At 71.9% G+C, this 24,775-nt stretch carries 21 protein-coding genes and 2 pseudogenes; 6 read left to right on the forward strand and 17 right to left on the reverse strand.

Annotation, left to right across the window (positions count from 1 at the left end; genetic code table 11):
- Window positions 1–299: 299 nt before the first annotated feature.
- From BN1555_RS01400 to abc-f, 5 genes are all read right to left on the reverse strand, one after another.
- The gene (locus tag BN1555_RS01400) at window positions 300–1,196 is read right to left on the reverse strand and encodes an RNA polymerase sigma-70 factor (RefSeq protein WP_093797132.1); all 897 of its coding nucleotides are present in this window, start codon (window positions 1,194–1,196) and stop codon (window positions 300–302) included.
- Between the two features lie 29 nt (window positions 1,197–1,225).
- Window positions 1,226–2,422: an NAD(P)/FAD-dependent oxidoreductase gene (locus BN1555_RS01405; RefSeq protein ID WP_093797134.1), complete on the reverse strand. Its 1,197-nt coding sequence runs from the start codon at window positions 2,420–2,422 to the stop codon at window positions 1,226–1,228.
- A 972-nt stretch (window positions 2,423–3,394) separates the two neighbouring features.
- Window positions 3,395–3,766 carry an erythromycin esterase family protein gene (locus BN1555_RS01415; protein ID WP_255305818.1) on the reverse strand — a complete coding sequence of 124 codons (372 nt, stop codon included), beginning with the start codon at window positions 3,764–3,766 and terminating at the stop codon, window positions 3,395–3,397.
- Window positions 3,767–3,932: 166 nt separating this feature from the next.
- The gene (locus BN1555_RS01420; protein ID WP_093797138.1) at window positions 3,933–4,613 is read right to left on the reverse strand and encodes a CatB-related O-acetyltransferase; all 681 of its coding nucleotides are present in this window, start codon (window positions 4,611–4,613) and stop codon (window positions 3,933–3,935) included.
- A gap of 76 nt (window positions 4,614–4,689) precedes the next feature.
- Complete coding sequence (abc-f, locus tag BN1555_RS01425) at window positions 4,690–6,309, reverse strand: ribosomal protection-like ABC-F family protein (protein ID WP_176709912.1); 1,620 nt, start codon at window positions 6,307–6,309, stop codon at window positions 4,690–4,692.
- Window positions 6,310–6,463: 154 nt separating this feature from the next.
- Here abc-f and BN1555_RS01430 point away from each other — a divergent pair, with 154 nt between their 5' ends.
- Window positions 6,464–7,108: a TetR/AcrR family transcriptional regulator gene (locus tag BN1555_RS01430; protein ID WP_093797142.1), complete on the forward strand. Its 645-nt coding sequence runs from the start codon at window positions 6,464–6,466 to the stop codon at window positions 7,106–7,108.
- Between the two features lie 156 nt (window positions 7,109–7,264).
- On the opposite strand, the gene BN1555_RS01435 is transcribed toward BN1555_RS01430, so the two are convergent.
- The 5 genes from BN1555_RS01435 to BN1555_RS01455 all read right to left on the reverse strand — a co-directional run bounded on the left by BN1555_RS01435 (window position 7,265) and on the right by BN1555_RS01455 (window position 14,108).
- On the reverse strand, window positions 7,265–8,197 hold the full coding sequence (locus BN1555_RS01435; protein WP_255305819.1) for a carbohydrate ABC transporter permease: 933 nt from the start codon (window positions 8,195–8,197) through the stop codon (window positions 7,265–7,267).
- Window positions 8,194–9,555, reverse strand: coding sequence for an ABC transporter permease (locus BN1555_RS01440; protein ID WP_093797144.1), 1,362 nt, complete (start codon window positions 9,553–9,555; stop codon window positions 8,194–8,196). The genes BN1555_RS01435 and BN1555_RS01440 overlap by 4 nt, the downstream gene beginning before the upstream one ends.
- A gap of 11 nt (window positions 9,556–9,566) precedes the next feature.
- Window positions 9,567–10,913: an ABC transporter substrate-binding protein gene (locus BN1555_RS01445; protein WP_255305820.1), complete on the reverse strand. Its 1,347-nt coding sequence runs from the start codon at window positions 10,911–10,913 to the stop codon at window positions 9,567–9,569.
- Between the two features lie 26 nt (window positions 10,914–10,939).
- A complete protein-coding gene (locus tag BN1555_RS01450; protein WP_093797146.1) occupies window positions 10,940–12,622 on the reverse strand; it encodes a glycoside hydrolase family 13 protein in 1,683 nt (560 codons plus the stop codon).
- A gap of 214 nt (window positions 12,623–12,836) precedes the next feature.
- Window positions 12,837–14,108: an ABC transporter substrate-binding protein gene (locus BN1555_RS01455; protein WP_093797148.1), complete on the reverse strand. Its 1,272-nt coding sequence runs from the start codon at window positions 14,106–14,108 to the stop codon at window positions 12,837–12,839.
- Window positions 14,109–14,277: 169 nt separating this feature from the next.
- Between BN1555_RS01455 and BN1555_RS01460 the strand changes: the two genes are divergently transcribed.
- Genes BN1555_RS01460 through BN1555_RS01470 form a run of 3 tightly spaced genes read left to right on the forward strand, consistent with a single transcriptional unit; the run spans window position 14,278 to window position 17,881 of the window.
- Window positions 14,278–14,784 (forward strand): PadR family transcriptional regulator, encoded by a 507-nt coding sequence (locus BN1555_RS01460; protein ID WP_093797150.1) that lies wholly within the window; start codon window positions 14,278–14,280, stop codon window positions 14,782–14,784.
- Window positions 14,781–15,554, forward strand: coding sequence for an ABC transporter ATP-binding protein (locus tag BN1555_RS01465; protein WP_093797152.1), 774 nt, complete (start codon window positions 14,781–14,783; stop codon window positions 15,552–15,554). The genes BN1555_RS01460 and BN1555_RS01465 overlap by 4 nt, the downstream gene beginning before the upstream one ends.
- 2 nt (window positions 15,555–15,556) lie before the next feature.
- On the forward strand, window positions 15,557–17,881 hold the full coding sequence (locus tag BN1555_RS01470; RefSeq protein ID WP_093803097.1) for an ABC transporter permease: 2,325 nt from the start codon (window positions 15,557–15,559) through the stop codon (window positions 17,879–17,881).
- Between the two features lie 155 nt (window positions 17,882–18,036).
- Here BN1555_RS01470 and BN1555_RS01475 read toward each other — a convergent pair.
- From BN1555_RS01475 to BN1555_RS01495, 5 genes and pseudogenes are all read right to left on the reverse strand, one after another.
- Window positions 18,037–18,312: pseudogene (locus tag BN1555_RS01475) on the reverse strand (trypsin-like serine protease); the annotation flags it as partial.
- 178 nt (window positions 18,313–18,490) lie between these two features.
- The gene (locus tag BN1555_RS01480; protein ID WP_093797154.1) at window positions 18,491–19,342 is read right to left on the reverse strand and encodes an ABC transporter permease; all 852 of its coding nucleotides are present in this window, start codon (window positions 19,340–19,342) and stop codon (window positions 18,491–18,493) included.
- Between the two features lie 11 nt (window positions 19,343–19,353).
- Entirely contained in the window at window positions 19,354–20,211 is an 858-nt protein-coding gene (locus tag BN1555_RS01485; RefSeq protein WP_218058234.1) for an ABC transporter ATP-binding protein, read from the reverse strand.
- A gap of 50 nt (window positions 20,212–20,261) precedes the next feature.
- Entirely contained in the window at window positions 20,262–20,615 is a 354-nt protein-coding gene (locus tag BN1555_RS01490) for a transcriptional regulator (RefSeq protein ID WP_093797158.1), read from the reverse strand.
- Window positions 20,612–21,133, reverse strand: coding sequence for a hypothetical protein (locus BN1555_RS01495; protein WP_255305821.1), 522 nt, complete (start codon window positions 21,131–21,133; stop codon window positions 20,612–20,614). The genes BN1555_RS01490 and BN1555_RS01495 overlap by 4 nt, the downstream gene beginning before the upstream one ends.
- 555 nt (window positions 21,134–21,688) lie before the next feature.
- Between BN1555_RS01495 and BN1555_RS01500 the strand changes: the two genes are divergently transcribed.
- A complete protein-coding gene (locus BN1555_RS01500; protein WP_093797160.1) occupies window positions 21,689–21,967 on the forward strand; it encodes a DUF6355 family natural product biosynthesis protein in 279 nt (92 codons plus the stop codon).
- Between the two features lie 570 nt (window positions 21,968–22,537).
- Here the strand turns inward: BN1555_RS01500 and BN1555_RS01505 are convergent.
- The gene (locus BN1555_RS01505) at window positions 22,538–23,008 is read right to left on the reverse strand and encodes a PQQ-binding-like beta-propeller repeat protein (RefSeq protein ID WP_141662796.1); all 471 of its coding nucleotides are present in this window, start codon (window positions 23,006–23,008) and stop codon (window positions 22,538–22,540) included.
- 371 nt (window positions 23,009–23,379) lie between these two features.
- On the opposite strand from BN1555_RS01505, the pseudogene BN1555_RS01510 reads away from it, so the two are divergent.
- A pseudogene (locus BN1555_RS01510) lies at window positions 23,380–23,754 on the forward strand (transposase); the annotation flags it as partial.
- Window positions 23,755–24,008: 254 nt separating this feature from the next.
- On the opposite strand, the gene BN1555_RS01515 reads toward BN1555_RS01510, so the two are convergent.
- A complete protein-coding gene (locus tag BN1555_RS01515) occupies window positions 24,009–24,626 on the reverse strand; it encodes a GNAT family N-acetyltransferase (protein WP_093797164.1) in 618 nt (205 codons plus the stop codon).
- Window positions 24,627–24,775 lie beyond the last annotated feature (149 nt).

Here is a 24,775-nt window from a genome sequence, read left to right on the forward strand (position 1 = left end):
TTCGTCACCGCGCTCCAGGCCCCGGGGCGCGGTGACGCGGAGCGGTTCTTCATACCTGCCCCCGCCCAGGAAGTGCTGGACATGCTCACCGCCAATGCCCCGGTCGTGCAGCGGGGCGGGGCAGGGCAGCGGCCTCCCGTCGGTGGCCGCCTGGAAGAGGGGGATCACGGTCTGCGGGGCGATCGCGGCCTTCAGGAGTGTGAGACTGTGCCGCTCGGTCGTCGTCCGCCCGGCCGTGGTGTGGTCCTCCCGTCCGGCGTGTGACGGCGGGCGGGTGGTGATCCGGTGATCCGGCGTGCTCATCGCAGGGTGAGCGGGGTCTCGGTCTCGACACGGGTGAGTTTCTCCGGGTTGCGGACGTAATAGACGCCCGTGATGCGGCCGTCCTCGACACGCAGCCCCATGACGCCGTCGATTTCGGCGTCCAGGCTCAGGACCAGTGCCGGATTGCCGTTGACCACGGCGGGTGAACAAGTGATCGTGGCCTCGAGCTTGCTGGAGCCGCCGAGGTAGAAGCGGACCAGCTTCTCGGCGCCGATGATCGGCCGCAGCGCGGCCCCCTTCACGCCGCCGCCGTCGCTCACGAGGACGACGTCCGGGGCGAGCACGTCCAGGAGGCCCTGCGGGTCCCGGGTTTCGAGAGCGCGCCGGAACGACTCGACAGCCGCCCGGGCAGCGCTCGGGGAGACTGCCTTCCGGGGGCGTCGGGCGTCGACGTGGCGGCGGGCGCGGTGCGCGATCTGGCGGACGGCCGCAGGGCTCTTGTCCACCGCGGCCGCGATCTCGTCGTAGCCGACGTCGAAGACCTCGCGCAACACGAAGACGGCCCGTTCGGTCGGCGACAGCGTCTCCAGGACGATCATCAGCGCCATCGACACGCTCTCGGCGAGCTCGATGTCCTCGGCCACGTCCGGCGCGGTGAGCAGCGGCTCGGGCAGCCACTGGCCGACGTACGCCTCCCTGCGTCGCTTCATGGCGCGCAGCCGGTTGAGCGACTGCCGGGTCGTGATCCGGACCAGGTACGCCCGCTGGTCGTCCACCTGCCCCAGGTCCACCTTGACCCACCGCAGCCAGGTCTCCTGGAGGACGTCCTCGGCGTCGGCCGCCGATCCCAGCATCTCGTAGGCGACCGTGAAGAGCAGACTGCGGTGGGCCACGAACGCCTCGGTCGCCGGGTCGGTGGAGTGGTCGGTCATGTCTCGGCCCCTCTTCCTCGCATGCCTGGTCAAGCTGCCGGTTCGGTGGTGAGCGGCGTTTCACCCCGCTCGGCCCGCAGTATCCCCCGGCGCTTGTCGCCCTTGGGCCAGGTGTGCGAACCGGGCTTGCGCGCCTCGTTCACCAGATGCTTGACACTGAACTGGCAGGAGAGCTCCTTGAGCTTCGCGCCGGCGCGGCCGCCGACGTAGAGCCTCATCGCGGTGTCGTCCTTGTGCGCGAACTGGAAGACGCCGGCGCGACGCCCCAGGCTGACGCACATGGCGGGGAACGACAGGCTGACGGGCTCGGGCCGCTTGCCCGCGATGCGGCTGAGGACCGTGTCCGCGGCATGGGCGCCCAGGCAGCCCGCGGCATAGGCGCTCATCCGGAACGGCAGGTCGGACGGTGCCGCCGAGTCCCCGGCGGCGACGATGCGCTTGTCGGCCGTGCTGGTAAGCGTCTCGTCCGTGAGCAGGCGCCCCATCGCGTCGGTGCTCAGCCCGCTGCGCGCGGCCAGATCCGGCACACCGAAGCCGGCGGTCCAGACGGTGACCTCGCTCGGCAGCTCACGGCCGTCACCGAGGTGCACGGCGTGGCGCGTCACCGCCGTGACCTTCGTGTCGGGACCGTCGAGCACGGTCACCCCGAGCCGGGCGAGCCGCTTGGCGACCGTGCGTCGGGCCCGAGGGTGCAGGTACGGACCGAGCACGCCTCCGCAGACCAGGGTCACCCGGCGGCCCCGTTCCGCCAGCTCGGCGGCGGTCTCGATGCCCGTCGGACCGGCACCGACAACCGTCAGGGCGGCCGTCGTGTGCGCGGCGTCGACGACCGACCGCAGCCGCTGCGCGGCCTCCAGGGTGGCGACCGGGTGAGCGAATTCGGCCGCCCCGGGAACGCGCAGGCCGGTGCTGCCACTGCCCGCCGCGTAGATCAGGTAGTCATAGCCGACCGTGCCGCCGCTCGCCAGTGCCACGCCGCGCTCGGCCGTGTCGATCCGGGTCACGGTGTCGACGGTCAGCCGGACGCCCTCGGCCAGGATCTGGCGGTAGTCGACGACCGCGTCGTGGGACCCGCCCACCAGTTGGTGCAGGCGCAGGCGCGGGACGAAGACCGAGCGCGGGTTGATCAGGGTCACGGTCACGTCGTCGCGCTGCGTCAGGCGATTGGCCGCCATGACACCGGCGTATCCGCCGCCGATCACGACGACATCGATGTTCTCGGTCACGGTGTCTCCTCTGCATCAAGGGGTTCGGCCTCAAGACACCGCGTGACGGACAGCTGTGACAGCATGTGATGCAGATCACTCAATCCCAGGACTTCGATCACTCGGCTGATCAGCGACCCGGCCGCGTCGAGGCGCTCGTCGCAGGCGGACTGCCGGGGCGGGTGGCGGAACAAGTCCCCGACTGCCCCCTCCCTCAACTGCCGGATTGATCGCGAGTACCCCCCGGACCGCCCCCTCGGGCGAAGTCCCCCTCCGGCCCTCTTCTCCGGCCCGCACGGGACAGGCCGGGCGGCTCCGGTGCCAGTCGTCGGCGACATGAAGCACTTGCCGGGCTGAAGTCGCCGGACGCGCGAGACGGCGCATGACGGCGGCAGCACGGCCTGAGATACGAGTTTCAGTCATGACCCTGTTGTCTGGCTGAATCCAGTGCAATGCTGTGACGGCGGTGATCCTCTCGCCTCCCAGGCGAAGGCCCCCGTCCCCCGACCCCGCCCTGTGTACTGCCACACGGGCGGAGCCGCGCCGTCCCTCCCGGCCCCTCCCCACGGGAGGGCCGACGGCTGCGCAGACGCACAGCCCGCCCTGCGGCTTCACGGGCAGCCGTTCCGACCACGCACAACCCACCGTAAAGCGCTCGATCATTCCGCCGCTCGCGTACGCAGAGGGGTGGAACCCAAATGTGCCTGTGCCGACCGCAACGCAACCCGGGTGGCCGATCCCGGGGCGTGCCCGAGGCAGGTGGGCGACCGCGGGGCCGCCCCTCGTTCCGGTGGGTGTTCCACCGCGGCTGCGCATCCCGGGCCGAAGTGTCGGCGGTCAGCCCTTCGCCGGCGAAGAGGTCAGCCAGGGCGCGGAAGGTGTAGTCGGCGTGGCAGGCGCCTTCGAGGCGTCGCAGGGCGATGTCATAGCCCGACCGGCCGCCGCGGGAGACGTACAGCGGTTCGACGGAACGGAAGCGGATGAGCAGCCGCGTCAAGGCGGCGCTGAGGGCGTCCTGTTCGGCAGTGTGGGCAGGCGTGCCCACGCGGGCGCGGTGTCGGCCCCGGAGCCACCGGCGAACGATTCGGCGATCCGCATCGCCGTCTGGATCATCGACAGTGTTTCGGAATCGACGTGGCACAGGCAGTCGGCGACCGGGGCCAGGGCGGGGAGCAGGGACCCGCCGGCCGCCGGGATGCCGATGCCGGCGAAACGCACCGGTGGTGAGGCGGTGCGGTTGTGCCGGCGCATCCAGCGCAGCGGCTCCAGGCCGTCGAGCGGCGCCGCGGGATCGAGGTGGGCGAGCGGGACCGCGTGGGCGTGAAGCCAGTCGGTGAACAGGTCGTGGTGGGAGGGAGCAGACATGCCGGCAGCTCGATTCTCGGTGCTGGAATGTGAGGGGATCGCCGCATACAGGGCGTCCACCGGCGTTCGGTGACACGGCGGTGAACCCGCTCGGCCTCACCGCACGTAGCGCTTCCCCGGGAGGAGCCCGGCCTTCGCGGGGCCGGTCGGCCTCTGCCAGGACCGTTCAACGGGCCGGCGGCGGGTCCTGACGTGCCTCTGCAGCCTGTGCGGCCGCCGCGTCCTCCAGGTCGTCGATGCTGCCGGACATGATCGTGCGGACGTGTTCGGTGATGTGCCGGAGCGGCCAGTCCCACCAGGCCAGGGCCAGGAGGCGGTTGACGTCCGCGTCGCTGTAGCGGCGGCGGACGAGCCTGGCGGGGTTGCCGCCGACGATGCCGTAGTCGGGAACGTCGTCGACGACGACGGAACCGGAAGCGACGACCGCTCCGTGGCCGATACGGACGCCGGGCATCACCATGGCCCGGTACCCGAACCAGACGTCGTTGCCGACCACGGTGTCGCCCCGGCCGGGCAGGCCGGTGATCAGATCGAAGTGCTCGGCCCAGGAACCGCCCATGATCGGGAAGGGGAACGTCGAGGGGCCGTCCATGCGGTGGTTGGCGCCGTTCATGACGAACCGCACGCCTTCGCCCAGCGCGCAGAACTTACCGATGACCAGCTTCTCCGGACCGTAGTGATACAGCACGTTCCGGGTCTCGAAGGCCGTTGGATCGTCCGGATCGTCGTAGTAGGAGAACTCCCCGACCTCGATCAGCGGCGAGGTGACCAGTGGCTTCAGCAGCACCACTCGCGGCTGCTCGGGCATCGGACGGAGCACGGTCGGGTCGGCGGGAACAGGTGGCATGACGTATCGCTTCCTCTGTGACGGGTGCGAAGGGGGAAGGGGGTTCAGGAAGCCCGCGGGACCGGGCTGGAAGGTCTCAGCACGCGGTGGCGGACGTCGACGTCGCGCGCATGGCCAGGCGGGCGCCCCACCAGCGCCGGCGCAGTCGGCGGTCATGGCTGACGATCACGAGGGCGCCGTCGTACCCCATCAGGGCGGTCTCCAGCTCCTCGACGAGAGCGGGGGACAGATGGTTGGTGGGTTCGTCGAGCAGCAGGACGTCCGACGGCTCGCTGAGCAGTCGCGCCAAGGCGAGGCGCTGCCGCTGTCCGGTGGACAGTCGGCCGACCGGCACCGTGAACCGGTCGCGGTCGAACAGACCGAGGGACAGCAGCTGTTCGGCGTGGTCAGCGCTCTCTCCCGCCCGCCTGCGGGCGAAGGCGGCCAGTACGGTCTCGTCCGGTTTTCCCGGGCGCGGCTCTTGGGGGAGGTGGCCGATCCTGCCGCGGCGGGTGACACTCCCGCTGTCGGGGGCGACTCGTGCGGCCAGGACGCCGAGCAGGGTGCTCTTGCCCGATCCGTTCGGCCCCGTGATCAACAGGTGTTCGCCCGCCGTGACGGTGAGGTTCGTGCGGTCGAGCCGGCCGGTGACGGCGACGTCCGCGACGTCGAGTACGGCGCCCTGCGGGCGACGGGCGCGCAGTACCGGGGTGAAGCGCAGCGGCTCCGGCGGGGGCGGGACCGGGTCGGCGAGCAGGCGGCGCAGCCGTTCCTCGGCGTTGCGCACCCGGCCGGCCAGCGACTGCTGCACTCGTCCGCCCGCCCGGTCGTAAGCCATCTTGTTGCCGTCCTTCATCGCACGGCCCGGGGCCACCTGACGGGCGGTGGTCGCGGCGGCCTCGCGCAGCCGGTCGACGTCCGTCCGCCACTGGTCGTACGCCTGAGCCCAGCGCTGCCGGGCAGCCGTCTTCTCGGCGAGGTAGCCGGCGTAGCCGTTGCCGTAGCGGACGACGCGGCGCCGGTCGGTGTCCACCTCCAGCAGGCTGGTGGCGACGCGCTCGAGGAAGGCGCGGTCGTGGGAGACCGTCACCGTCGTGCCCCGCCGGGTGCGCAGATGGTCTTCCAACCAGGTCAAGGCCGTGCCGTCGAGGTGGTTGGTCGGCTCGTCCAGCAGCAGCACCTCCGGCGCCGCCGCAAGCACGGCCGCCAGCCGCAACCTGACCTGTTCTCCGCCGGACAGCGTGCCCACGGTGCGGTCACGGCTCACCAGCCCCAGGCCGAGGCCGTACAGGGCACGTTCCACCCGGGCATCGGCGTCATAGCCGCCGCGCAGCTCGAAGACGGTCATCAGATCGCCGTACTCGGCCGTGCCGGACTCGTCGCCGTCGGCCATCGCGGCCTCCAGGCGGCGCATGCGCCGCTCGACGGCGCGTAGATCGCTCAGGGTCCGGTCGATGATCTGTTGAACGGTCGCCTGCGGGGCCAGCCGCTCGTCCTGGGCGAGGTAGCCGACGCCGCCGGCGGCCCGGACGACGACCTCGCCCTGGTCGGGCCGTTCATGCCCGGCGAACAGCCGCAGCAGCGTGGTCTTGCCGGATCCGTTCTCGCCGATGATCCCGGTGCGCTCGCCGGCGGCGAGCGAGCAGGTCACCGAGTCAAGGACGAGCCTGCCGTTGTAGGACTTGCTGACGGCGAGCGCGGTGATCTGTGTAGGCATGCGGGGACTCCAAAGCATTCGAGGACGAGGCGGCAGACATGGGCCGCGGGACCGGGCGAACGCTTCGGAAGAGCATTGATCACTCCACTAGTGCGACAACTGATGCGTTAAGATGTTGCCACAACGCCGTCCCCGGAGCAACGGATCACCAGCGATGACTTTCGAAGCCCCAGAACCGGAGAGCACCCGGCCGCCTCCGACGCGGCGCCCCGGGGGCCGCACCGCCCGTATCCGTGCGCAGGTCCTCGACGCGGTCCTCGCGGAGCTCGGCGAACACGGCTACGACGGACTCGGCATTGACACCGTCGCCGCCCGCGCGGGCGTGCATCGCACCACGGTGTACCGGCGGTGGGGAGACGTCGGCGGTCTGCTCGCCGACGTCCTCGACGCGGCGAGCGACGACGGCTGGCAGCCACCGGACACCGGTTCACTGGAGAGCGACCTGGCAGCACTGAATCAGGAGATTCATGAAGCCCTGAGTGCACAGCCGCCGGTCGTCGCAGCGCTGATCGCCGCCTCGTTCCGCTCCGAGAAGGCCGCCCGTGCCCAGCAGCGGCTCTGGGAGGACCGGTACGCCCGCTGCGAGATCTGTGTCAGCCGGGCGGTCCGGCGCGGCGAACTCCCGCCGCGCACCGACGCCCGGCGACTGCTCGTCGCCGCCACCGCGCCGCTGTACCACTCGCTGGTACTCCTGCGTACGCCCCCCGACCCGCGGCTGCCCGGCCATGCGGCCAGGACCGCCGTTCTCGCCGCAGTCGCCGGCGCCTTCGCCGAGCCCTCGTCAGCAAGCGGCACCTGACCGGGACTCCGCCGGTTCCCGCGCCCCTTCGGAGGCTCGCACGGTACGCGTCACAGGCGGCCGGAGAGGGAGACCGAGGTGCGGGGGGCGGGGTGCAGGGGGCGGGGGCAGAGCGCCGGGGGCGGCTGCGCAACACCGCCCCGCCCGCGCGCCCCCTTATTTCAGCGACCCCGCCATCACGCCCTGCACGAAGTGCCGCTGGAAGGCGAAGAAGACGACCAGCGGAACCACCAGCGACAGGAACGCCCCCGGCGCCAGCACCCCGATGTTGCTGCCGAACTGCCGCATCTGGGACTGGAGCTCCACCGTCAGCGGCTGGGACTCGCTGTCCGCGAAGAGCAGCGCGACCAACATGTCGTTCCACACCCACAGGAACTGGAAGATCGCAAGGCTCGCGATGGCCGGGCGGCCGAGCGGGAGGACGAGGCGGGAGAAGATCCGCCACTCCGAGCCGCCGTCCATCCGTGCGGCTTCCAGCATCTCCCTCGGGATCTCGGCGAAGTAGTTCCGCAGCAGGAAGACGGCGAACGGCAGCCCGTACGCGACGTGGAAGAGGACGACGCCCGCGACCGTGCCGAACAGTCCTACCGCGCCGAAGAGTTTGGCGACCGGCAGCAGTCCGATCTGGACGGGCACGACCAGCAGGCCGACGACTATCAGGAAGATCACGTCGCGGCCGGGGAAGTCCAGCCAGGCGAAGGCGTATCCGGCGAGCGCCGCGATACCGACGACCAGCAGGGTCGTGGGGACGGAGATCAGGACCGTGTTCCAGAAGGCCTCGCCGATGCCGGAGTCCCGGAAGAGCGCGGTGTAGTTGTCCAGGGACAGCTGTGAGGGGTCGGTCAGCGCCGTCCACCAGCCGTCGGACGCGTTGTCCCGCTCGGAGCGCAGGGAGGAGAGGAACAGGCCCGCCAGCGGTGTGATCCAGATGAGCGCGACCACGATCAGTACGGCCTGGACGGCGCCGTTGCCGAGCCATGCGCCGAGCCGGCTCTTTCGCCGGGGTCGCGCGGGCGGCGCGAGGGGGACGGGGTGGACGGGGGCGGGCCGTTCGGCCGGCCGGCGCTCGACGGTGGTGCGGCCACTCATGATCGGCTCCTTCGGAAGCGCCGGACGTTGAAGATCATGGCCGGGACGACCAGCAGGAGCAGCAGGACGCTCAGTGCGCTGCCGAGCCCCTGGTCGTTGCCGCCGCCGAAGGACACCAGCCACATCCGGGTGGCCAGGACGTCGGCCTCTTCCTGGACCGGCCCCGGCGCGATGATGTAGACGAGGTCGAAGACCTTCATCACGTTGATGACCAGCGTCACGAAGACGACGGTGAGCACGGGCGCCAGCAGCGGCACGGTGATCTTGCGGAAGATCTGGCCCTCGGTCGCGCCGTCCATCCGGGCCGCCTCCAGCACGTCACGCGGGACGGCGGCGAGTCCGGCGCCGATGAGCACCATCGCGAAGCCGGTCCACACCCACAGGTAGGCGCCGATGACGGCCGGTGTGACGAGGGCGGGGCCGAGCCAGTTCACGCCCTGGTAGGGCGCGGTGAAGTTCGAGGCGGGCAGCCGGACGGTGTACTCGCCGTCCGCGAGGCCCTCGAACCGGAAGGAGCCGTCGGCCGTGGTCGTCGTGCTCGCGGCCACCCTGCCGTCGCGCACGGCTTCGACGGTCATGCCGGGCAGGCCCTTCTCCGCCGGATCGACCTTGCCCTGGGTGCCGCCGCCGCCCGGTGCGAAGTCGAGGTAGGCGACGCCGCCGATCCCGTCCGCGCCGGGGTCCGGGACGGTGGCGGTCTTCGCCCCGGGCGGCATCGCGCCGGGTGCCACGCCGACGAAGCCGAGGGTGACCGGCGTGCCGGGGCGGACGGCCTCTGTGGTGGTGTACGGGCCGCCGGCCGCTCCCCCGAGGCCCTGGTCCTCGCGGGCGCGGGCCGTCGGGTAGGCGGCCGGGTCCTCGAAGGCGTCGTGCGCCGCGACGACCGCCGCGTTGATCACACCGCGGTCGGGGTCCTGCTCGTAGGCGAGCCGGAAGACGATGCCCGCGGCGAGGAAGGAGACCGCCATGGGCAGGAAGAGCACCAGCTTGAAGGCGGTCGCCCAGCGCACCTTTTCGGTGAGGACGGCCAGCATCAGGCCGAGGCCGGTCAGCAGGGCCGGCGCGACGACGACCCAGATGGTGCTGTTGCGGACGGCTTTGAGGGTGGCGGGGTCCTGGAAGATCTCGGTGTAGTTCGCCGCGCCGACGAACTGCTCCCCGCTCGCGTCGAACAGGCTGCGTCCGACGGAGAAGACGACGGGGTAGACGACGAGCGCCCCGAGGAGCAGCAGGGCCGGCAGGACGAAGAGGACCGCGACGCGGCGTTTCCTGCGCTGGGCCCGGCGCCGCGGGTCGGGCGCGGCGCCGGTCTGGGGGGTGCGGGCGCTCGGGGCCCGCTCCTTGAGGATGTCGGCCATGGTGGTCGGCCTCAGTTCCCGTACGCCTTGGCGGCGGCGGCCTCGAGCTTCGCGGCGGTCGCCTTCGGGTCGGACGGGTCGCGCAGGAAGTCCTGGAGGAGTTTCCACTCGCCCGCGCCCTTGGTGCCGCCGAACGCCGCGGGCGCCTGGTCGGACATGTCGAAGCGGACGGAGTCGCCGGCTTCGACGAGGGACTTGGCGGTGGAGCGCGTGGTGTCGTCGCCGTACGCGTCGAGGCTGACGTTCTTGTTGGGCGACAGGAACCCGCCGGCGCCGGCCCAGATCTCGGCCGCCTCGGGCGTGGCGAGGAACTCGATGAGCTTCATGCCGGCCTCGCTGTTCGCGCCGTCCCTGAGGACCACGGCGGCGTCGCCGCCGCTGACCACGGGGGCCTCGCCACCGTCGACGGTGGGGAACGGGAAGAAGTCGGCGTCCTCGCCGAGCTCCCGGCCGAACTCGTCCTTGGCCATGCCGCCGATGAAGTCGCCTTCGTAGACCATGCCCGCCTTGGGCTCAGGGCCGAAGACCTGCTCGACGGAGGCCGGGAAGTCGGTCTGCAGCGCGGCCTTGGCGCCGCCCGCGACGAGCTGGGGGTCCTTGAACACTTCGCCGAGCGTGGTCAGCGCTTCGACGACGCTCTCGTCCGTCCACTTGAGTTCGTGCTGGGCGAGCCGGTCGTACTTCTCGGGTCCGGCCTGGGAGAGGTAGATGTTCTCGAACCAGTCGGTGAGGGTCCAGCCGTCCTCGCCGGCGATCGCGAAGGCGGGGCGGCCGGAGTCGGCGAGTGTGCGGCCCGCCTTCAGGAGGTCGTCGTAGGTCTTGGGCGCGCTGACGCCGGCCTGGGTGAAGGCCTCGGGGCTGTACCAGACGGTGGACTTGTGGGCGGCCTTGAAGTAGAGGCCGTAGTACGTGCCGTCGACGGCCCCGTAGTTCTTCCACACGGGGGCGAGCCCGGCGGTGGCCGTCTTGGCGGTTTCGTCGGACAGCGGCTTGAGCCAGCCCTCCTTCGCGAACTGCTGGAGGACACCGACCTGGGGCACCATCACGACATCGGGCGCGTTGCCTCCCTCGATCTTGCTGCCGACGAACGTGGAGACGTTGTCGCCGGAGGGGACGAACACGGTCTTGGCGCCGGTCTTCTCGCTGAAGGCGTCGAGCACCTTCTTGAAGTTCTTCTGCTCGCTGCCGGTCCATACGCCGGCGACGGTCACGGTCCTGCCGCTGAGCTCGCCGCCGCTCGCGGGGCCGGTCGTGTCGCCGCAGGCGGTGGCGCCGAGGGTGAGACCGAGTACGGCGGAGGCCGTGGCGGCCGTGCGCAGGGCGGTCGCCCTGGTGGTCGTTCTGACGGTTCGTCGCATGGTGAGGGTCCTTCCGGGGATGAGGGTCATGAGGCGGAGTGGTCGCCGGTCCACCAGGCGGCGGTGGCTCCGGGGAGCACACCGTCGGGGCAGGGGCCGCTGGAGAGCAGTGGGGTCCCGGTCACGGGTGCGGGGACCGGCTCCGTACCGAAGTTGACGGTGCAGATCAGCCCGTCGCCGCGGGCCATGGCCAGGACCTGCGGGGGCGCGTCGAGCCAGCGCAGGGTTCCTTCGCCCAACTGCGGCAGGCTGCACCGCAGTTGCAGGCCGTCGCGGTACAGGTGCCAGAAGGAGCGGGTGTCGGCCAGGGCCCGGTCGGTGGCGTGGTCCGCGAACCACTCGGGCTGCGGGAGCCACGGCCGGGCCCCGGCCGCGCCCTGGCTGAAGCCGAACGGGGAAGCGTGGCCGGACCAGGGCAGCGGGACGCGGCAGCCGTCGCGGATGCGCTTGCGGCTGCCGGTGCGGTGGAAGATCGGGTCGGTGAGCACCTCGTCCGGCAGGTCGAGGACCTCGGGCAGCCCGAGCTCCTCTCCCTGGTAGACGTACGCGGCGCCGGGCAGGGCGAGCATGAGGAGGGCCGCCGCGCGGGCGCGGGCGGCGCCGAGGCCGCTGCCCTCCACGCCGGGCTCGCCCGCGTACCGGGTGACGGTGCGGACCTGGTCGTGGTTGTTGAGGACCCAGGTGACGGTCGAACCGGTGCCGGCGATGTCGCGTATCGCCTCGTCGATGGTCGAGCGGAAGGCGTCCGCGTCCCAGGGGGCGGAGAGCAGGTCGAAGAAGAACGCCTGGTGCAGTTCGTCGGCTCGGACGTACTCGGCGTGTTCACGGGCGGTCGGTACGGAGACCTCGCCGACGAGCAGCCGGTCCTTGCCGTCGCGGGCCGCGTACTCGTCGCAGACCGAGCGCCAGCGGCGCCACACTCCGTGGACCTCGGGCTGGTTCCAGGCCAGCTGGTTGACCGAGTCGCGGGCCCGCTCGTCGGCGTACGGGTCGTCGGAGTCGGGGAGCTCCGGGTGCTTGAAGAGTCCTGCGGCGACGTCGATGCGGAAACCGTCGACGCCGCGGTCCAGCCAGAAGCGCAGTACCCGCTCGAAGTCGTCGCCGACGGCCGGGTCACGCCAGTTGAGGTCGGGCTGCTCCGGGGTGAAGAGGTGGAGGTACCACTCTCCCGGAGTGCCGTCGGGCTCGGTGACGCGGCTCCAGGCGGGGCCGCCGAACATGGCGCGCCAGTTGTTGGGCGGCTCGTCCCCGCCGGGGCCGCGGCCCGGCGCGAAGTGGAAGCGGGAGCGGGCGGCGCCGCCGGGACCCGCGGCGAGCGCCCCGTGGAACCAGGGGTGCGCGCTGGAGCAGTGGTTGGGGACGATGTCGAGCAGCAGCCTGAGTCCGAGGCGGCGTGCGTCGGACACCAGCAGGTCGAACTCGGCGAGGTCGCCGTAGACGGGATCGACGCCGGTGTAGTCGGTGACGTCGTAGCCGTGGTCGTGCTGCGGGGACGGGTAGAAGGGGCTGAGCCAGATGCCGTCGACGCCGAGCTTCCTGAGGTAGGGCAGCCCGGCGCGTACGCCGGCCAGGTCGCCGATGCCGTCCCCGGTGCTGTCGAGGAAGCTGCGGACGTAGACCTGGTAAATCACCGCGTCGCGCCACCAGGGATCAGGGGTGGCAGCGGTGCGGGCGGGGTGGCCGGTGCCGGCCGGAAGCGTGCTGAGCATCTCGCGTCGACCTGTTTCTGCTGGATGCGAGTGCGCCCCGGATCGGGTACGCCGTTATGCATGCATGTTAAGTAGCAGCGACTCGAAGGTGTCAACGACGTATCCAGAAACAGCTGAAAGCTGGGGTGGTTTGCCGCAGAATGAAGGGAATAAGAAAAAGGGGCTGCTACCTAACAGGTAGCTAGCGGCCTCTTGAGTCGACGGAGCGGCGGCGTCAGTCCTCGCGGGAGATCGCGGCAAGCTCGCGCGCGAGCCGCTCCACTGCTTCCCCGGGCGTCTGCCGCAGTGCCATGACGTCCTGCGCCACCGCCTGGACGGCCAGGCTCACCTGGTCGTAGCGCGGGCTCTTGGGCCGCGGGACCGCCGACAGCACGCTCTTGCGCAACGTCGGCAGATACGGATGGGCCTCGATCAGCTCCGGGTCCTCGTACAGCGCGGCGCGGACCGGCGGCAGCGAACCCTCGGTGAGCACCTGGCGCTGGACCCGCTCACTGGTGAGGTACGCGATCAGGTCCGCGGCCGACGCCGGATGGCGGGAGTGGCTGCTGACGGCGAGGTTGGAGCCGCCCAGCACGCTCGTCCCCGGTCCGGCCGGCCCTGGCAGCGGCACCACGCCGAACTTCCCCGCGACCTTCGAGTCTCCGGCACTCGCGTCGGTGTAGACGTACGGCCAGTTGCGGAGGAAGAGCAGCCTGCCGTCCTGGAACGCCTGGCGGGACTCCTCCTCCTTGTACCGGAGCGCCTCGCGGGGGATCCAGCCCTCCCGCACCCCGTCCGCCAGGAACGTCAGCGCCTCCCGGGCGGCGGCGGAGTCCACGGTGACGCGGTCGCCGTCGTCCCGCAGGATCGACCCGCCGGACGAGTGCACGGCCTCCGTGACGTTGGCGGTCAGCCCTTCGTAGGGCAGGAACTGGCCCGCGTAACCGTCCAGGCCGTGCCCGGGGGCGACCGTGCGGGCCTGGCGGGACAGTTCGGCCCAGGTGCGGGGCGGCTTCTCGCCCTCCCGCTCGAGGATGTCCTTGCGGTAGTAGAGCAGTCCGGCGTTGGTGACGTACGGGACCGCGTACAGCCGTCCGTCGAAGGTGGCGGTGTCGACGACCGGCCGCAGGAAGCTCTTCAGCGGGAAGCGGTCACGGTGCAGCGGGGAGATCCAGCCCGCCGCGGCGAACTCGGACGTCCACGCCACATCGATGTTCAGCACGTCGAAGCGGTCGCTGCCGGAGCGCAGTTCGCTGATCATCTGCGCCCGGGTCTCGTCGGCCGAGTCCGGCAGCTCGACCAGGGTCACCCGCTCGTCGGGGCGGGCCCTGTTCCAGTCGTCGAGCAACGGCGCGAGATAGTCGGTGAGATCGCCCGCCGTCACCAGTGCCATGGGCCCGCGGCCCTCGGGGCCCGCCGACTGGGCCCGGACGCCGGAACCGGCATGACCGGTCAGCAGTACCGCCGCGACCAGGAGCCCTCTACCCGCGGCACGCATCCACCGCATAGGCCCCTCCCCGTGCACGATCCGGCTGCGCCGCCGGCCATCGCGGCCTATATATACCCGTTAGGCATGGGCGATACTAGACGTCCAGGCAGACGGGGTGAGTGCCACCGGCCACACGGCCGCTGCCGGAACAACAGGAAACCATGTCAGCGGGAGGGAGGGAGAGCGCGTGCGGCTGCCGCTCCTGGCACTCCTCACCCGTGGCCCGGCGCACGGTTACGAGTTGAAGCAGCACCTTGAACAGCTCCTCGGCGCCGCGTACCCTCAGCCGAACATCGGCCAGGTCTACGTCACCCTGGGCCGGCTGGAGAAGAGCGGTCTGATCGACGGCGAGGACGTCGAGCAGTCGGGCCGGCCCAACAAGCGCACGTACCGGCTCACCGACGCCGGACGTGAGGCGGTGCAGGCCTGGTTCGAGGAGACCACGGACGAGCCGAGGGTGCGGGACGAGTTCTTCATGAAGCTCGCGCTCGCCCCGGAATCGGGACTCGCCGACCCGATCGCCCTGATCAACAAACAGCGGCGGCAGTACCTCAACACCATGCGGAACCTGTCGAAACTGGCCGCCGCCGAGGACCGGGACAACAGGATCTCCCAGCTGCTGATCGAGGGGGCCATGCTGCATCTGCAGGCCGACCTCGACTGGCTGGAGCGCTGCCAGGAGGAACTGGAGTGAGCGACACCACAGCGCCTTCGGGCGGAGCCGCCGCGCCCATCGTGCGCGCCGAGGGGCTGACCAAGACGCACCGCGGCGAAGGCGCACCGGTGCACGCCGTGCGCGGTGTGGACCTGACCGTCCGGCCCGGCGAGTTCGTCGCGGTCACCGGGCCCTCGGGTGCCGGGAAATCCACGCTGCTGCATCTGATCGGCGGTCTCCAGCGGCCCGACAGCGGAAAGCTGTGGCTCGACGGGCAGCGGGTCGACACGTACCGCGAAGCCCGCTGGGCGGTGCTGCGGCGGCGCAGCATCGGCGTCGTCTTCCAGTTCTTCAACCTGGTCTCCAACCTCACCGTCGCCGACAACGTCGAACTGCCCGCACTGCTCGCGGGCGCCTCCCCCAGAGCCGCCCGCGCGTCCCGCGCCGAACTCCTCGCCGAGCTCGGCCTCGAAGGCCGCGAGAAGTCCATGCCCGGCGAGCTCTCCGGAGGGGAGCAGCAGCGGGTCGCGCTCGCCCGCGCCCTGGTCAACCACCCCGCCCTGCTGCTCGCCGACGAACCGGCCGGCAGCCTCGACAGCAAGGGGACCCGGGAGGTACTGCGGCTGCTCTCCCGCTTCCACCAGCGCGGCCAGACGATCCTGATGGTCACCCATGACGCCCGGATGGCCAGCGCCGCCGACCGTGTCATCAGCTTCTTCGACGGACGCATCGCGGACGACGCCGAACTCGGCGCCGGGCGGAGCGGCCCGGGCGGCGGGGTGTCCAGCGTGCTCGAACTGAAGGGGTGACCGTGCGGGCCACCCTGCGCTGGGCGCACGCCGACTTCCGCGCACACCGCGGCGAGGCACTCTTCGTCGTCCTCGCCAGCGCGGGGATCATCGCCTCGCTGCTGTTGGCGGGCGCGCTGTTCAGCTACGCCGCCAACCCGTGGCAGCGGACCTTCAATCAGTCGCAGGGCGCGCACATCTGGCTGCAGACCAGGGCGGGCGCCGATACGGCCGCCCTGTCCGGGCTCGACGGCGTCGCCGCGCTCTCCGGCCCCTACCGGACCGCTGCCACCACCGTCGAGACGCAGGGCGCGCGGGCCGCGGTCGCGCTGCGCGCCGCACAGACCCGGCCGCCCGAGGTGGGGCGCCCGCTGGTGACCTCCGGCAACTGGCTCGCCCCGTCCGGCGGCGGCCCGGCGGCCGGTACCGTCGTACTGGAGAGCTCGGTCGCCCGGGCGCTGTGGGCCGAACCCGGCGACACCGTACGGGTCACCGGGCAGGACGGCGCCGCGAGCGCCCTGCGCGTGACCGGCGTCGCGGAGGCGGCGGAGCCCCGCTACCGGCCGGACGGCGGGCCCGGCATCGGCTGGGTGCTGCCCGGCACGCTCGACACCCTCGCCCCCGACGACACCGGACAGAGCGTGGGGCTGCGGCTGGAGAACGCCGGTGACACCGACTTCATGGTCCAGCGGGCGGTGACCGTGCTCGGCGCCGACCGGGTCGCCCAGGTCACCAAGTGGCAGCAGGCGCGGGCGGAGGCCGGCGGCGACGACCGGCTGTTCGGCCAGCTCTTCGCCGTCTTCGGTCTCGGCGCGCTGCTCGCGGCCGCGTTCGCCGCGTCCGGGGCGATCGGCGCCCGCGTGCGCGGGCAGTTGCGGGACATCGCCGTGCTCAAGGCCGTGGGCTTCACGCCGGGGCAGGTCGTACGCGGTTTCCTTGTGCAGCATCTGGCGTTCGCCCTGCTCGGCGTCGCCCTCGGGACGGCCGCGATCGCCGTCCTGGGCGAGCGGATACCGGGCCCGATCGGCGACGCGGCCGCCCTGTGGCAGGACCTGCCCGGATACGCGGCGCTCATGACCGGCGTGCCGTGCGGCGCGATCCTGCTGATCGCTGCGGCGACCGGGTTCGCGGCCTGGCGTGCCGGGCGGGTCCCGCCGGTCCCGGTGGCCCGCGCCGCCCAGCCGTCGGCCGCGCCGATGACCGCACTCGGGCGGCGGGCGCTCGGGCTCCGGGTGCCGCCGGCGCTGGTCCTCGGCTGGCGCTCGGCCTTCCCGCGCCGGGGCCGTACGGCCGTCGCCGTGGGGCGCCTCGCACTGCCGCTGGTGCTGATCACGGTCGCGCTGGTGGCCTGGTCCACACTCGACCGGTTCCGCAGCCGGCCGGCTGAGATGGGGATGCCCGCGGCGCTGACGGTACGGGCACAGCAGCCCGGCGGGCCCACGGAGGAGGAGCTGCTGCGGACCCTGGCCGAGATCCCCGAAGTCGCCGCCGTCCATCCGGGCGCCGAGATGGCGGCCCTCGTACCCGGGCAGACCGGCACCATCACGCTGCGCGGGCTCGGCACCGCCGGACGGCCGTACCCGTCGGCCGTCGCCGAGGGCCGGGCGGCCCGTGGTCCCGACGAGGCGGTCGCGGGGCAGGGGCTGCTCGACCTCCTCGGCGTACGGATCGGCGACTGGGTGCGGATGACGGTCGAGGGCCGGCCGCAGATCCTGCACATCGTGGGCCGCAGCATCGAACCGGAATCGGGCGGACGGGTCGTTTCCACGACCCTCGACACGCTGGGGGACCGCGATCCGCGGTTGCGGCCCGACTTCCACGCGCTGGTGCTGGCCGACGGCGCCGACCCGAGGGCCGTACGGGCCGCGCTCGACGAGGCGGTGGGCGGCACCCTGGAGATCCGCGAGACACCCAATCCCGCCGACCGGCTGGAACCGGCGCGCGGGGTGATCGCGGCCCTGATCGCCGTACTGGCCCTGATCGGGCTGACCGAGCTGCTGACGCTGATCGGCACCGGGGTGCGCGACCGGGGCCGGGACCTGCTCGCGCTGAAGGCGATCGGGTTGACGCCCCGGCAGATCGGCTCGGTGATCGTGATCGCCGCCGGCCTGACGGCGCTGGTGGCGGCCGTGGCCGGGGCAGCGCTCGGTGCGCTGTCGGGTGCGTGGCTGGTGGACGCCCAGGGCAGTTCGAGCGGGATGGGTGCGGGCATCGCCCGTCTGCCGCCGTGGCCCGTGCTGGTGACCGTCGTGACCGGCGCGGTGGTGGGGGCGGTGGCGGCGGCGACGCTGCCGGCGACGCGGGCGGCGCGGCGGCGGCTGGCGGACTCACTGAGCGAGACGCTCTGAACGCGGCCCGGTGGCGTGCGGAGCCCCGCACGCCACCGGGCCCGTGGGGGAGGAGGAGGTGACTGCGGCTCAGTTGCCGTCGAAACCGCCCTGGTTCCGGCCGCGCTGGTCTTGGCCGTCTTGGCCCTGGTCTCCCTGGCCTGGCCTCCGTCGTCCGCGCCGATCTGTGCGCCGACCGCCGCCAGTGCCGTCGTCACCGGCTGGAAGAACGTCTCGCCTCCCGACGTGCAGTCGCCACTGCCGGCCGAGGTGAGGCCGATCGCGCTACCGTCACGGGTGAACAGGGCACCACCGCTGTCGTCCGGCTCCGTGCACACATTGGTCCGGATCAGCCCGGTGACGGTGCCCTCCGGGTGGTTCACGGTGGCGTTCAGCCCGGCGACCTGGCCGCTGTTCAGGCCGGTGGTGATGCCCGTACGGACACGCGAACCGGCCCGACTGGCCGCTTCGCAGCGAGGTGCGGACTCGTCTCGAGCAGATGACGCCGCGGGCGAGTCGGAACCGGGCGAAGGGGCGCCAGAGTTGTCCGACGGGCCCCGAGGAGGCCGCGGTGTCTGCCGAAGTCGTAGCGCCGGCCGGCGGGCAACCGCTTGGCGGTCACGAGGGCGCCTACGCGGGCAGCGTGCCGCTCTGGGCCGCCTTGCGGTGCCGCGCGGACAGGCGGGAGCCGGACTCGCGGCGGGCGGCGCGGCGCAGGAGGGGGACCGCGAGGAGGAACCCGAGGACCGCCCAGGCGGTCAGGACCAGGGCGACCATGGGCAGTTCCCAGGAGCCGGCCGCCTCGGCGGCCCGTGCCGTGTCGGGGAGCAGCGCCGAACGCAGGCCCTGTGCCATCCACTTGAGCGGGAAGACCGAGGCCACCTGCTGAACCGGCACCGGCAGCGAGGTGATCGGGAAGACCGTTCCGGAGGTGAACAGGAGCCCCATCGTCGGCAGCATGACCAACGCCAGTGCCTCGCGGGGGTTGGGCAGTACCGCTCCTATGGCCGCGCCCAGCGGTACGACGGAGAGCAGCCCGAGCGTGGTGACCCACAGCAGCGTCAGCCAGTCGCCCGGGCCGTGCGGCAGCGGCCCGTCCACCAGCAGCGCCGCGGCCGCCAGGAGCAGGGCCAGGGTGCCGACCGCCATGACGACCACCAGCACGCACTTGGCGACGAGGTAGGCCGGTATCCCGCCGGGTGTGGTGCGCATCCGCAGCAGGACCCCCTCCTCCCGCTCGGTCACGAGTATCTGTGGGAGGTTGATCAGTCCGATCTGGAACAGCAGGTAGGCGGCGAAGCCCGCCAGCATCAGATGGGCCATCGGGATCCGGGTGCCGGGCACGTCGTCGCTGACGTAGGCGGCGACGAGTAGCGCGACGACCACGTTGGTCAGGTGGCCGGACATCTCCTTGCCGTTGCGCAGGAGGTGCCGCAGCTCGATGCCGCCGCGCTGGAGCCCGGCACGCCAGCCGTTCGCCATGGGTGTCTTCCTCATGCGGCCTGTACTCCCTTGTCCGCGTTCCCGTCCGTGCTGTCGGCCTCCCGGTGCACCATGTGCAGATAGGTGTCCTCCAGCGTCGGGCGGCGGACCTCCAGGCCGGCGATCGGGCCGTCCGCGTGCCGGTGGAGTTCCCAGACCAGCCGTGAGGGGTCCTCGGTGCGTTCGCGGCGGATCGTCCCGTCGTCCGCCGTCCAGCGGACCTCGGCCCGGGCGGCGGCCCGCCGGGCCAGTTCCGCGGGCGTGCCGCAGACCCGGATCCGGCCGCCGACCAGCATGGCGATCCGGTCGGCGAGCCGCTCGGCCTCCACCAGGTCGTGGGTGGTGAGCAGGACGGTGACACCCTCGTCGCGGGCCAGCCGTTCGACCAGTACGTGGAACTCGTGCCGCGCCTCCGGGTCGAAGCCGGTGGTCGGCTCGTCCAGGAAAAGGAGTTCGGGGCGGCCGACGATGCCGAGCGCGACGTCCAGCCGCCGGCGCTGGCCGCCGGACAGCCGGTCCACCTGCCGGCCGCCCTGGTCGGCGAGGCCGACCAGGGCCAGCAGTTCGGCCGGGTCGCGCGGGTCGGGGTAGTACGTGGCGAAGTGCGTCAGCAGCTCGGCGACCCGCCAGCGGCGGTGGTCGCGCCAGGACTGCAGGACCAGTCCGATCCGGCCGCGCCACGCGTCGTCGCCCCGCTCCGGATCCGTGCCGAGGACGCTCACCTCGCCGGCGGAACGCCGCCGGAAGCCCTCCAGGATTTCGACAGTGGTGGTCTTCCCGGCACCGTTGGGTCCGAGCAGCGCGAAGACCTCACCGCGGTGGATGTCCAGGTCGACGCCGTGGAGGACGTCGATGCCGCCGTACGTCATCGTCACGTCGCGCGCGTGGACGACGGGCTGGTCGGGTGTGCGCTTCGGCGTCAACGTCCTGCCTCCGAAGGGTGTCGCTGTCGTGGTGGTGTTTCGGCCGCCGCCGGGGAACCGGCGCCCTCGACGATCGCCCGGAGTGCCGCGACGTGGCCCTCGAAGGCGGTGCGGCCGCGGCCCGTCAGCCGTACCGTGGTGCGCCGCTTGCGGCCGCCGCCCTCCTTGCGGAGCTCCAGATATCCGGCCTCCTCCAGGGTGTGCAGCTGTTTGGAGAGCGCGGAGTCGCTGAGCGAGAGGCTGTCGCGGACGAACGCGAAGTCCGCCCATTCGGTGGCGGCGAGCAGCGCGACCACCGACAGCCGGGTGGCGGGATGGATCAGCTCGTCGAAGCCGGCGGGGACGCTCATCGGTCTGCCCCCGTGTCCGTCGCTCCGGTGCCCGCCGCCTGTGGGCCGCGGCCCCGCGCCGACCCGGCCGCCCAGCGGCCCGCCGGCCCGACGAACAGCACGAACACCGTCGCCGAGACCGTTGCCTGGATCAGACTGGCCGGCATCGGTTCCAGCGAATCGACCAGACGGCCGGTCAGCAGGACCGTCCCGCCGGTCACCACCGCCCCCGCGACAAAGGTGCCGAACATCCGCGGGGTGCACCGGGTGTGGTGCAGGCGCACCCGGCTCCGGCGGTTGTCGAGCACGGCCAGCACGCCCAGCAGCGCGACGTACGCGGCGAGGACCAGCCCCACGCCCCACCCGGGCAGGTCCAGGCCCAGACCGGCCAGGAAGAGCCACATGAGCGCGGCCGTGGCCCAGGTGGTGCCCGAGCCGCCCGCAGCGGACCGCTCGACCTCGTCGTACACCCGCTCCTGCGGCACCCTGATGCGCTGCAGATCCCGCCATGCCTGTTCGGCGTCCAACGGCGTGCCCACGGCCCTCGCCCTCCCGTCCCCGCGTTACTTTCCTACAAGGAAAGTTATCTTTGACTTTCCCGATAGGCAAGCAGGCGGTTCGCCGGCACCCCGCACCGCACCCCGGGCGGCGCCGTGCCGGTCACGCCCGCCCCGGCCGGCCGCGCCAGGGCCGGCGAGCGGGACAAGGGGCCGAACGGACCGCGGATGCACGCCGTCGCCGGCGGACAGCGCCCAATCCCCTGCCCCGAGCCGTGAACGAGAAGGCCGCCGAGCGCGTGCGGGGCGTACAGACCCTCCTCATCGAGGTCGACACCCGGCTTCGCGAGACCGCGCCGGACCGGCTCGTCGAGCGGGACCTGCCGCGCCGGGAGAGCGAAAGGACGCTGGGCCCCTTCAGCACGACGGCCACGCGGGCCGCAGCCGCCGTCACCAACCGAGCAGGCGCCGTCGACCCCGACTCCCAATGTGCTCCCCCGTGCTCGGTCCCGACCGAAGAGAGACTCGAACCATGGGTAGTTTGTCTGTTTCTGCGGGCATTGTTCACCGGCTTCACCGTGTGGGTACGTTCCCGTCATGCGTACACGACGACTGCTCCCCCTCGCCCTGGCCGCGCTCCTGCTGGGCGCCACCGCTCCGGCGGCCACGGCCGCCCCCGCAGCCGATCCCTGTGGGTATTTCACCCGCAACCACCTGGCCTTCTACAACCACTGCACCCACGACGGCTCCCGCATCAAGATCAAGATCGACCGGATCAACTGGCCGGACACCACCCACTGCGTCGACCCCGGCACCACTCAGCTCGGAACCACGCAGCAGATCCGCAACGCCTGGTACACCGGCCAGCTCTGCTGAACCGGGCCGTGGTTTCCGGGCTTCGGGCAAACTTTTCGCGAACAGCACCTCCTGGTAAGGATTTACGAAGCGACTGCCCGGACGGCTTCCCCTCGCCTGGCAGCCGCCCGGGAAAACACGCAGCTTGCTTGACGGCGCCCTTCGAGAAAGCCCGCGACCTGTCGGGGCTGATGCGCCGATCGGCGTACTGCCGTCCCGCAAAGACCCCGAGCTGCATGTCCTGGACGTGAGGTGGTGCGAGCCCGCCTGCCGCGTGCACCCGGTACCGACTCGCTGTGCGCCCCCGACGCCTACCGGTCAGCGCCGATGGCGCAGCGGCGGAAGCGGGTGCAGACCGTCTTCCACGGGCCGTAACGTTGACGGGGAGCGCACGCCGGCTCAGCTCCTTGCCTGTGGATGTGTCGAGGATGAGGAGCCACGCCGAGTGGAAACCGTGGTAACCGCCGCAGGTCACGACGACGCGGGTGGTGCCTCCGGCAGCGGAGGCCGTGACGGGTTCGCATTCGGCGTCCTCCCCCTCCCCCGTGCCGGCGACGGCGGGCTTCATGGTCCAGCGCGCCGCGCCGTCGGTCAGCCGGTACCGGCGCTGAGCAAACCGCCGCCACCACGGCCGTAGACCGGCACAGTCCCGCTGATGTTGCGCTCCCACACCGTGCGTCCGCTGCGTACGTCGACGCCCCACACGAAGTCGCACGGCTTCTCGTGCCCTGCGAAGGCGACGATGCCGATGCCGTCGACGACCTGGTCGCTCATCGCGCACACCGATTCGCGCACGGGCGCCCGCAGGACCCAACTACGGTTCCCGGTGCTGGACTCGTAAGCGATCAACGCGTCGGTCCGGGCGCGAACGACCGTGTCGGCTCCGTCGCCCACGGTCCAGGCACCGACGCCGCGCACGGACGAGGGCCGGTCTGTGCCGACCTGCCGGACAGGGTCGAGCACCGGCCCGCGCATCCATAGGCAGGCCTGCCAACCGGGCCGCAGCGCGATCATCACGCCCGCCGCGGCGAGCACACCGGGCACCACTTTTCCGGGACGCACGTGTCCGAAGGAGGCGATGGCCGCAGTGAGCCCGACGGCGCCCGCAAAGGCGAACAGGAAGGCCGGCACAAGCGTCGGCGTTGTGCCTTCCGGACAGGGCCGGTACCTGCTGCCGCAGCGATTTCCGGGGATGGATGACCCTCCCGGCAGATGGAACTCCACCGCGAGCCCGGCCAGTACGCCCGCTCCGACCATCAGCCCGGCCGCACGCGCCGGCGCACGGCGCCCGGCCGGCCTGCTGCCAGCCATCGTTCCCCCACCACATGCTGTTCCACGGCGCTCCCCAGCACCGGCCGGCTCACGTCGTGGAGCGGCGTTGAATCGTAACCCTCCTGTAGCGAGCACATCAGTCCGCAAAAGGGGGTCATGTCGGTCCTTCACCGGTCGACCGGGCCCGTCCCGGCTCCAAGCATCACCTGATCGTCGACCGCCACGGGACTCCGCCCGCTGTCACGCTCACCGGCGGCAACCGCCACGACGCCACCCGGTTCCTGCCCCTGCTGGACGCGAACCCGCCGATTCGAGGGCTTCGGGGCGGCCCTGCCGCAAGCCTCGGCGTCTGTACGCCGACCGGGGCTACGACTTCGACACATACCGCCGCCTGCTGCGGAGGGGCGGAATCAAGTCGGTGATCCCGACGCGGTGTCGCGCACGGTTCCGGGCCGGGCAAGGTGCGGTGGGTGGCAGAGCGCACCTTCACCTGGCTGCACCACTTCGAACGGTTCCGCATCCGCTACGGGCGACGCGTCGGCGACTGGGGCGGTAGCGGAGGTGGGCCTTGGCCCCGCTGACACGCAGCATGCATTTCTTGAAGACGTGCAACGGAGGCTGCCGGACGTCTACGGAGCCAGTCCGAGCTCCGGGATGACCGCCGTCGCTCTCCCCGCCTTCGGCGGGCAGGACACACCGCGCGTCGGCTCACGGGGCCCGTAAGCCGGACCGGCGACTCGGCGGAATGGCTGCACGAGAACGGTGCACTGAACCTGCCGAATATTTCCGGTCACAGCTCACAGCACCAGCGGGGGTCCTTGCGCATGCACCACGTGCGGGGTCCGTTGTCGGGGAGCAAGACCTCAGCGGTGACCTCGAAGCCGAGGCGTTCGTAGAATTTCACGTTCCGCTCACTGGAGGTCTCCAGGAACGCCGGGTACCCGGCGCGTGCGGCCGCCTCGACGCCGGGAACCAGCACCGCGCCGCCCAGGCCCTGCCCCTGGGCCTCCGGGGCGACCCCCACCGTGTTGAGGAACCACGCCGGCTCGTGCGGCCGGTACGGAGCGAGGGCCTGCTCCGCGGACTCGTAGGCAGCCGCCCGGTCACCCATGAGGTCACCGAGCAGCGGGCCGACCTCGGCAAAGGCGGGCGTGGGGTCCTGGTCAGGTGTGGCCCATACAGCGACAGCGCGGCCCCTGCCGGCAACCCACGCACGGCCGTACACCACCCCGATGCGGGTCAGGCAGAGCTCCTGGAAGCGCCGGATCCGGTCCTCGTGGTCGTCTGCGGCGACCACGTGCCGGGTGTAGGGGTAGTCGGCGAAGGCCCGGGCGAGGGTCTCGGCAGCGGTAGGGATGTCGGCGTCGGTGATGGGGCGTACGGCAGGGGTGTCCGGGTGGTGCGGCATGCCGGTTGAACGATCTTGCCGGAAGGCGAGTTCCCAGGAGCGTCGTGCTGGGCCATGTGTCACCAGCCGGGGACGTCGACCGGCTGGTACCGGTCGGACCCACGGCCGTGCGGGCCCCGCCAGCACGCCGCCGGGGCCCGGAAAGAGGG

The sequence above is a fragment of the Streptomyces sp. Wb2n-11 genome (assembly GCF_001049855.1).
Taxonomy (GTDB): Bacteria; Actinomycetota; Actinomycetes; order Streptomycetales; family Streptomycetaceae; genus Streptomyces; species Streptomyces altiplanensis.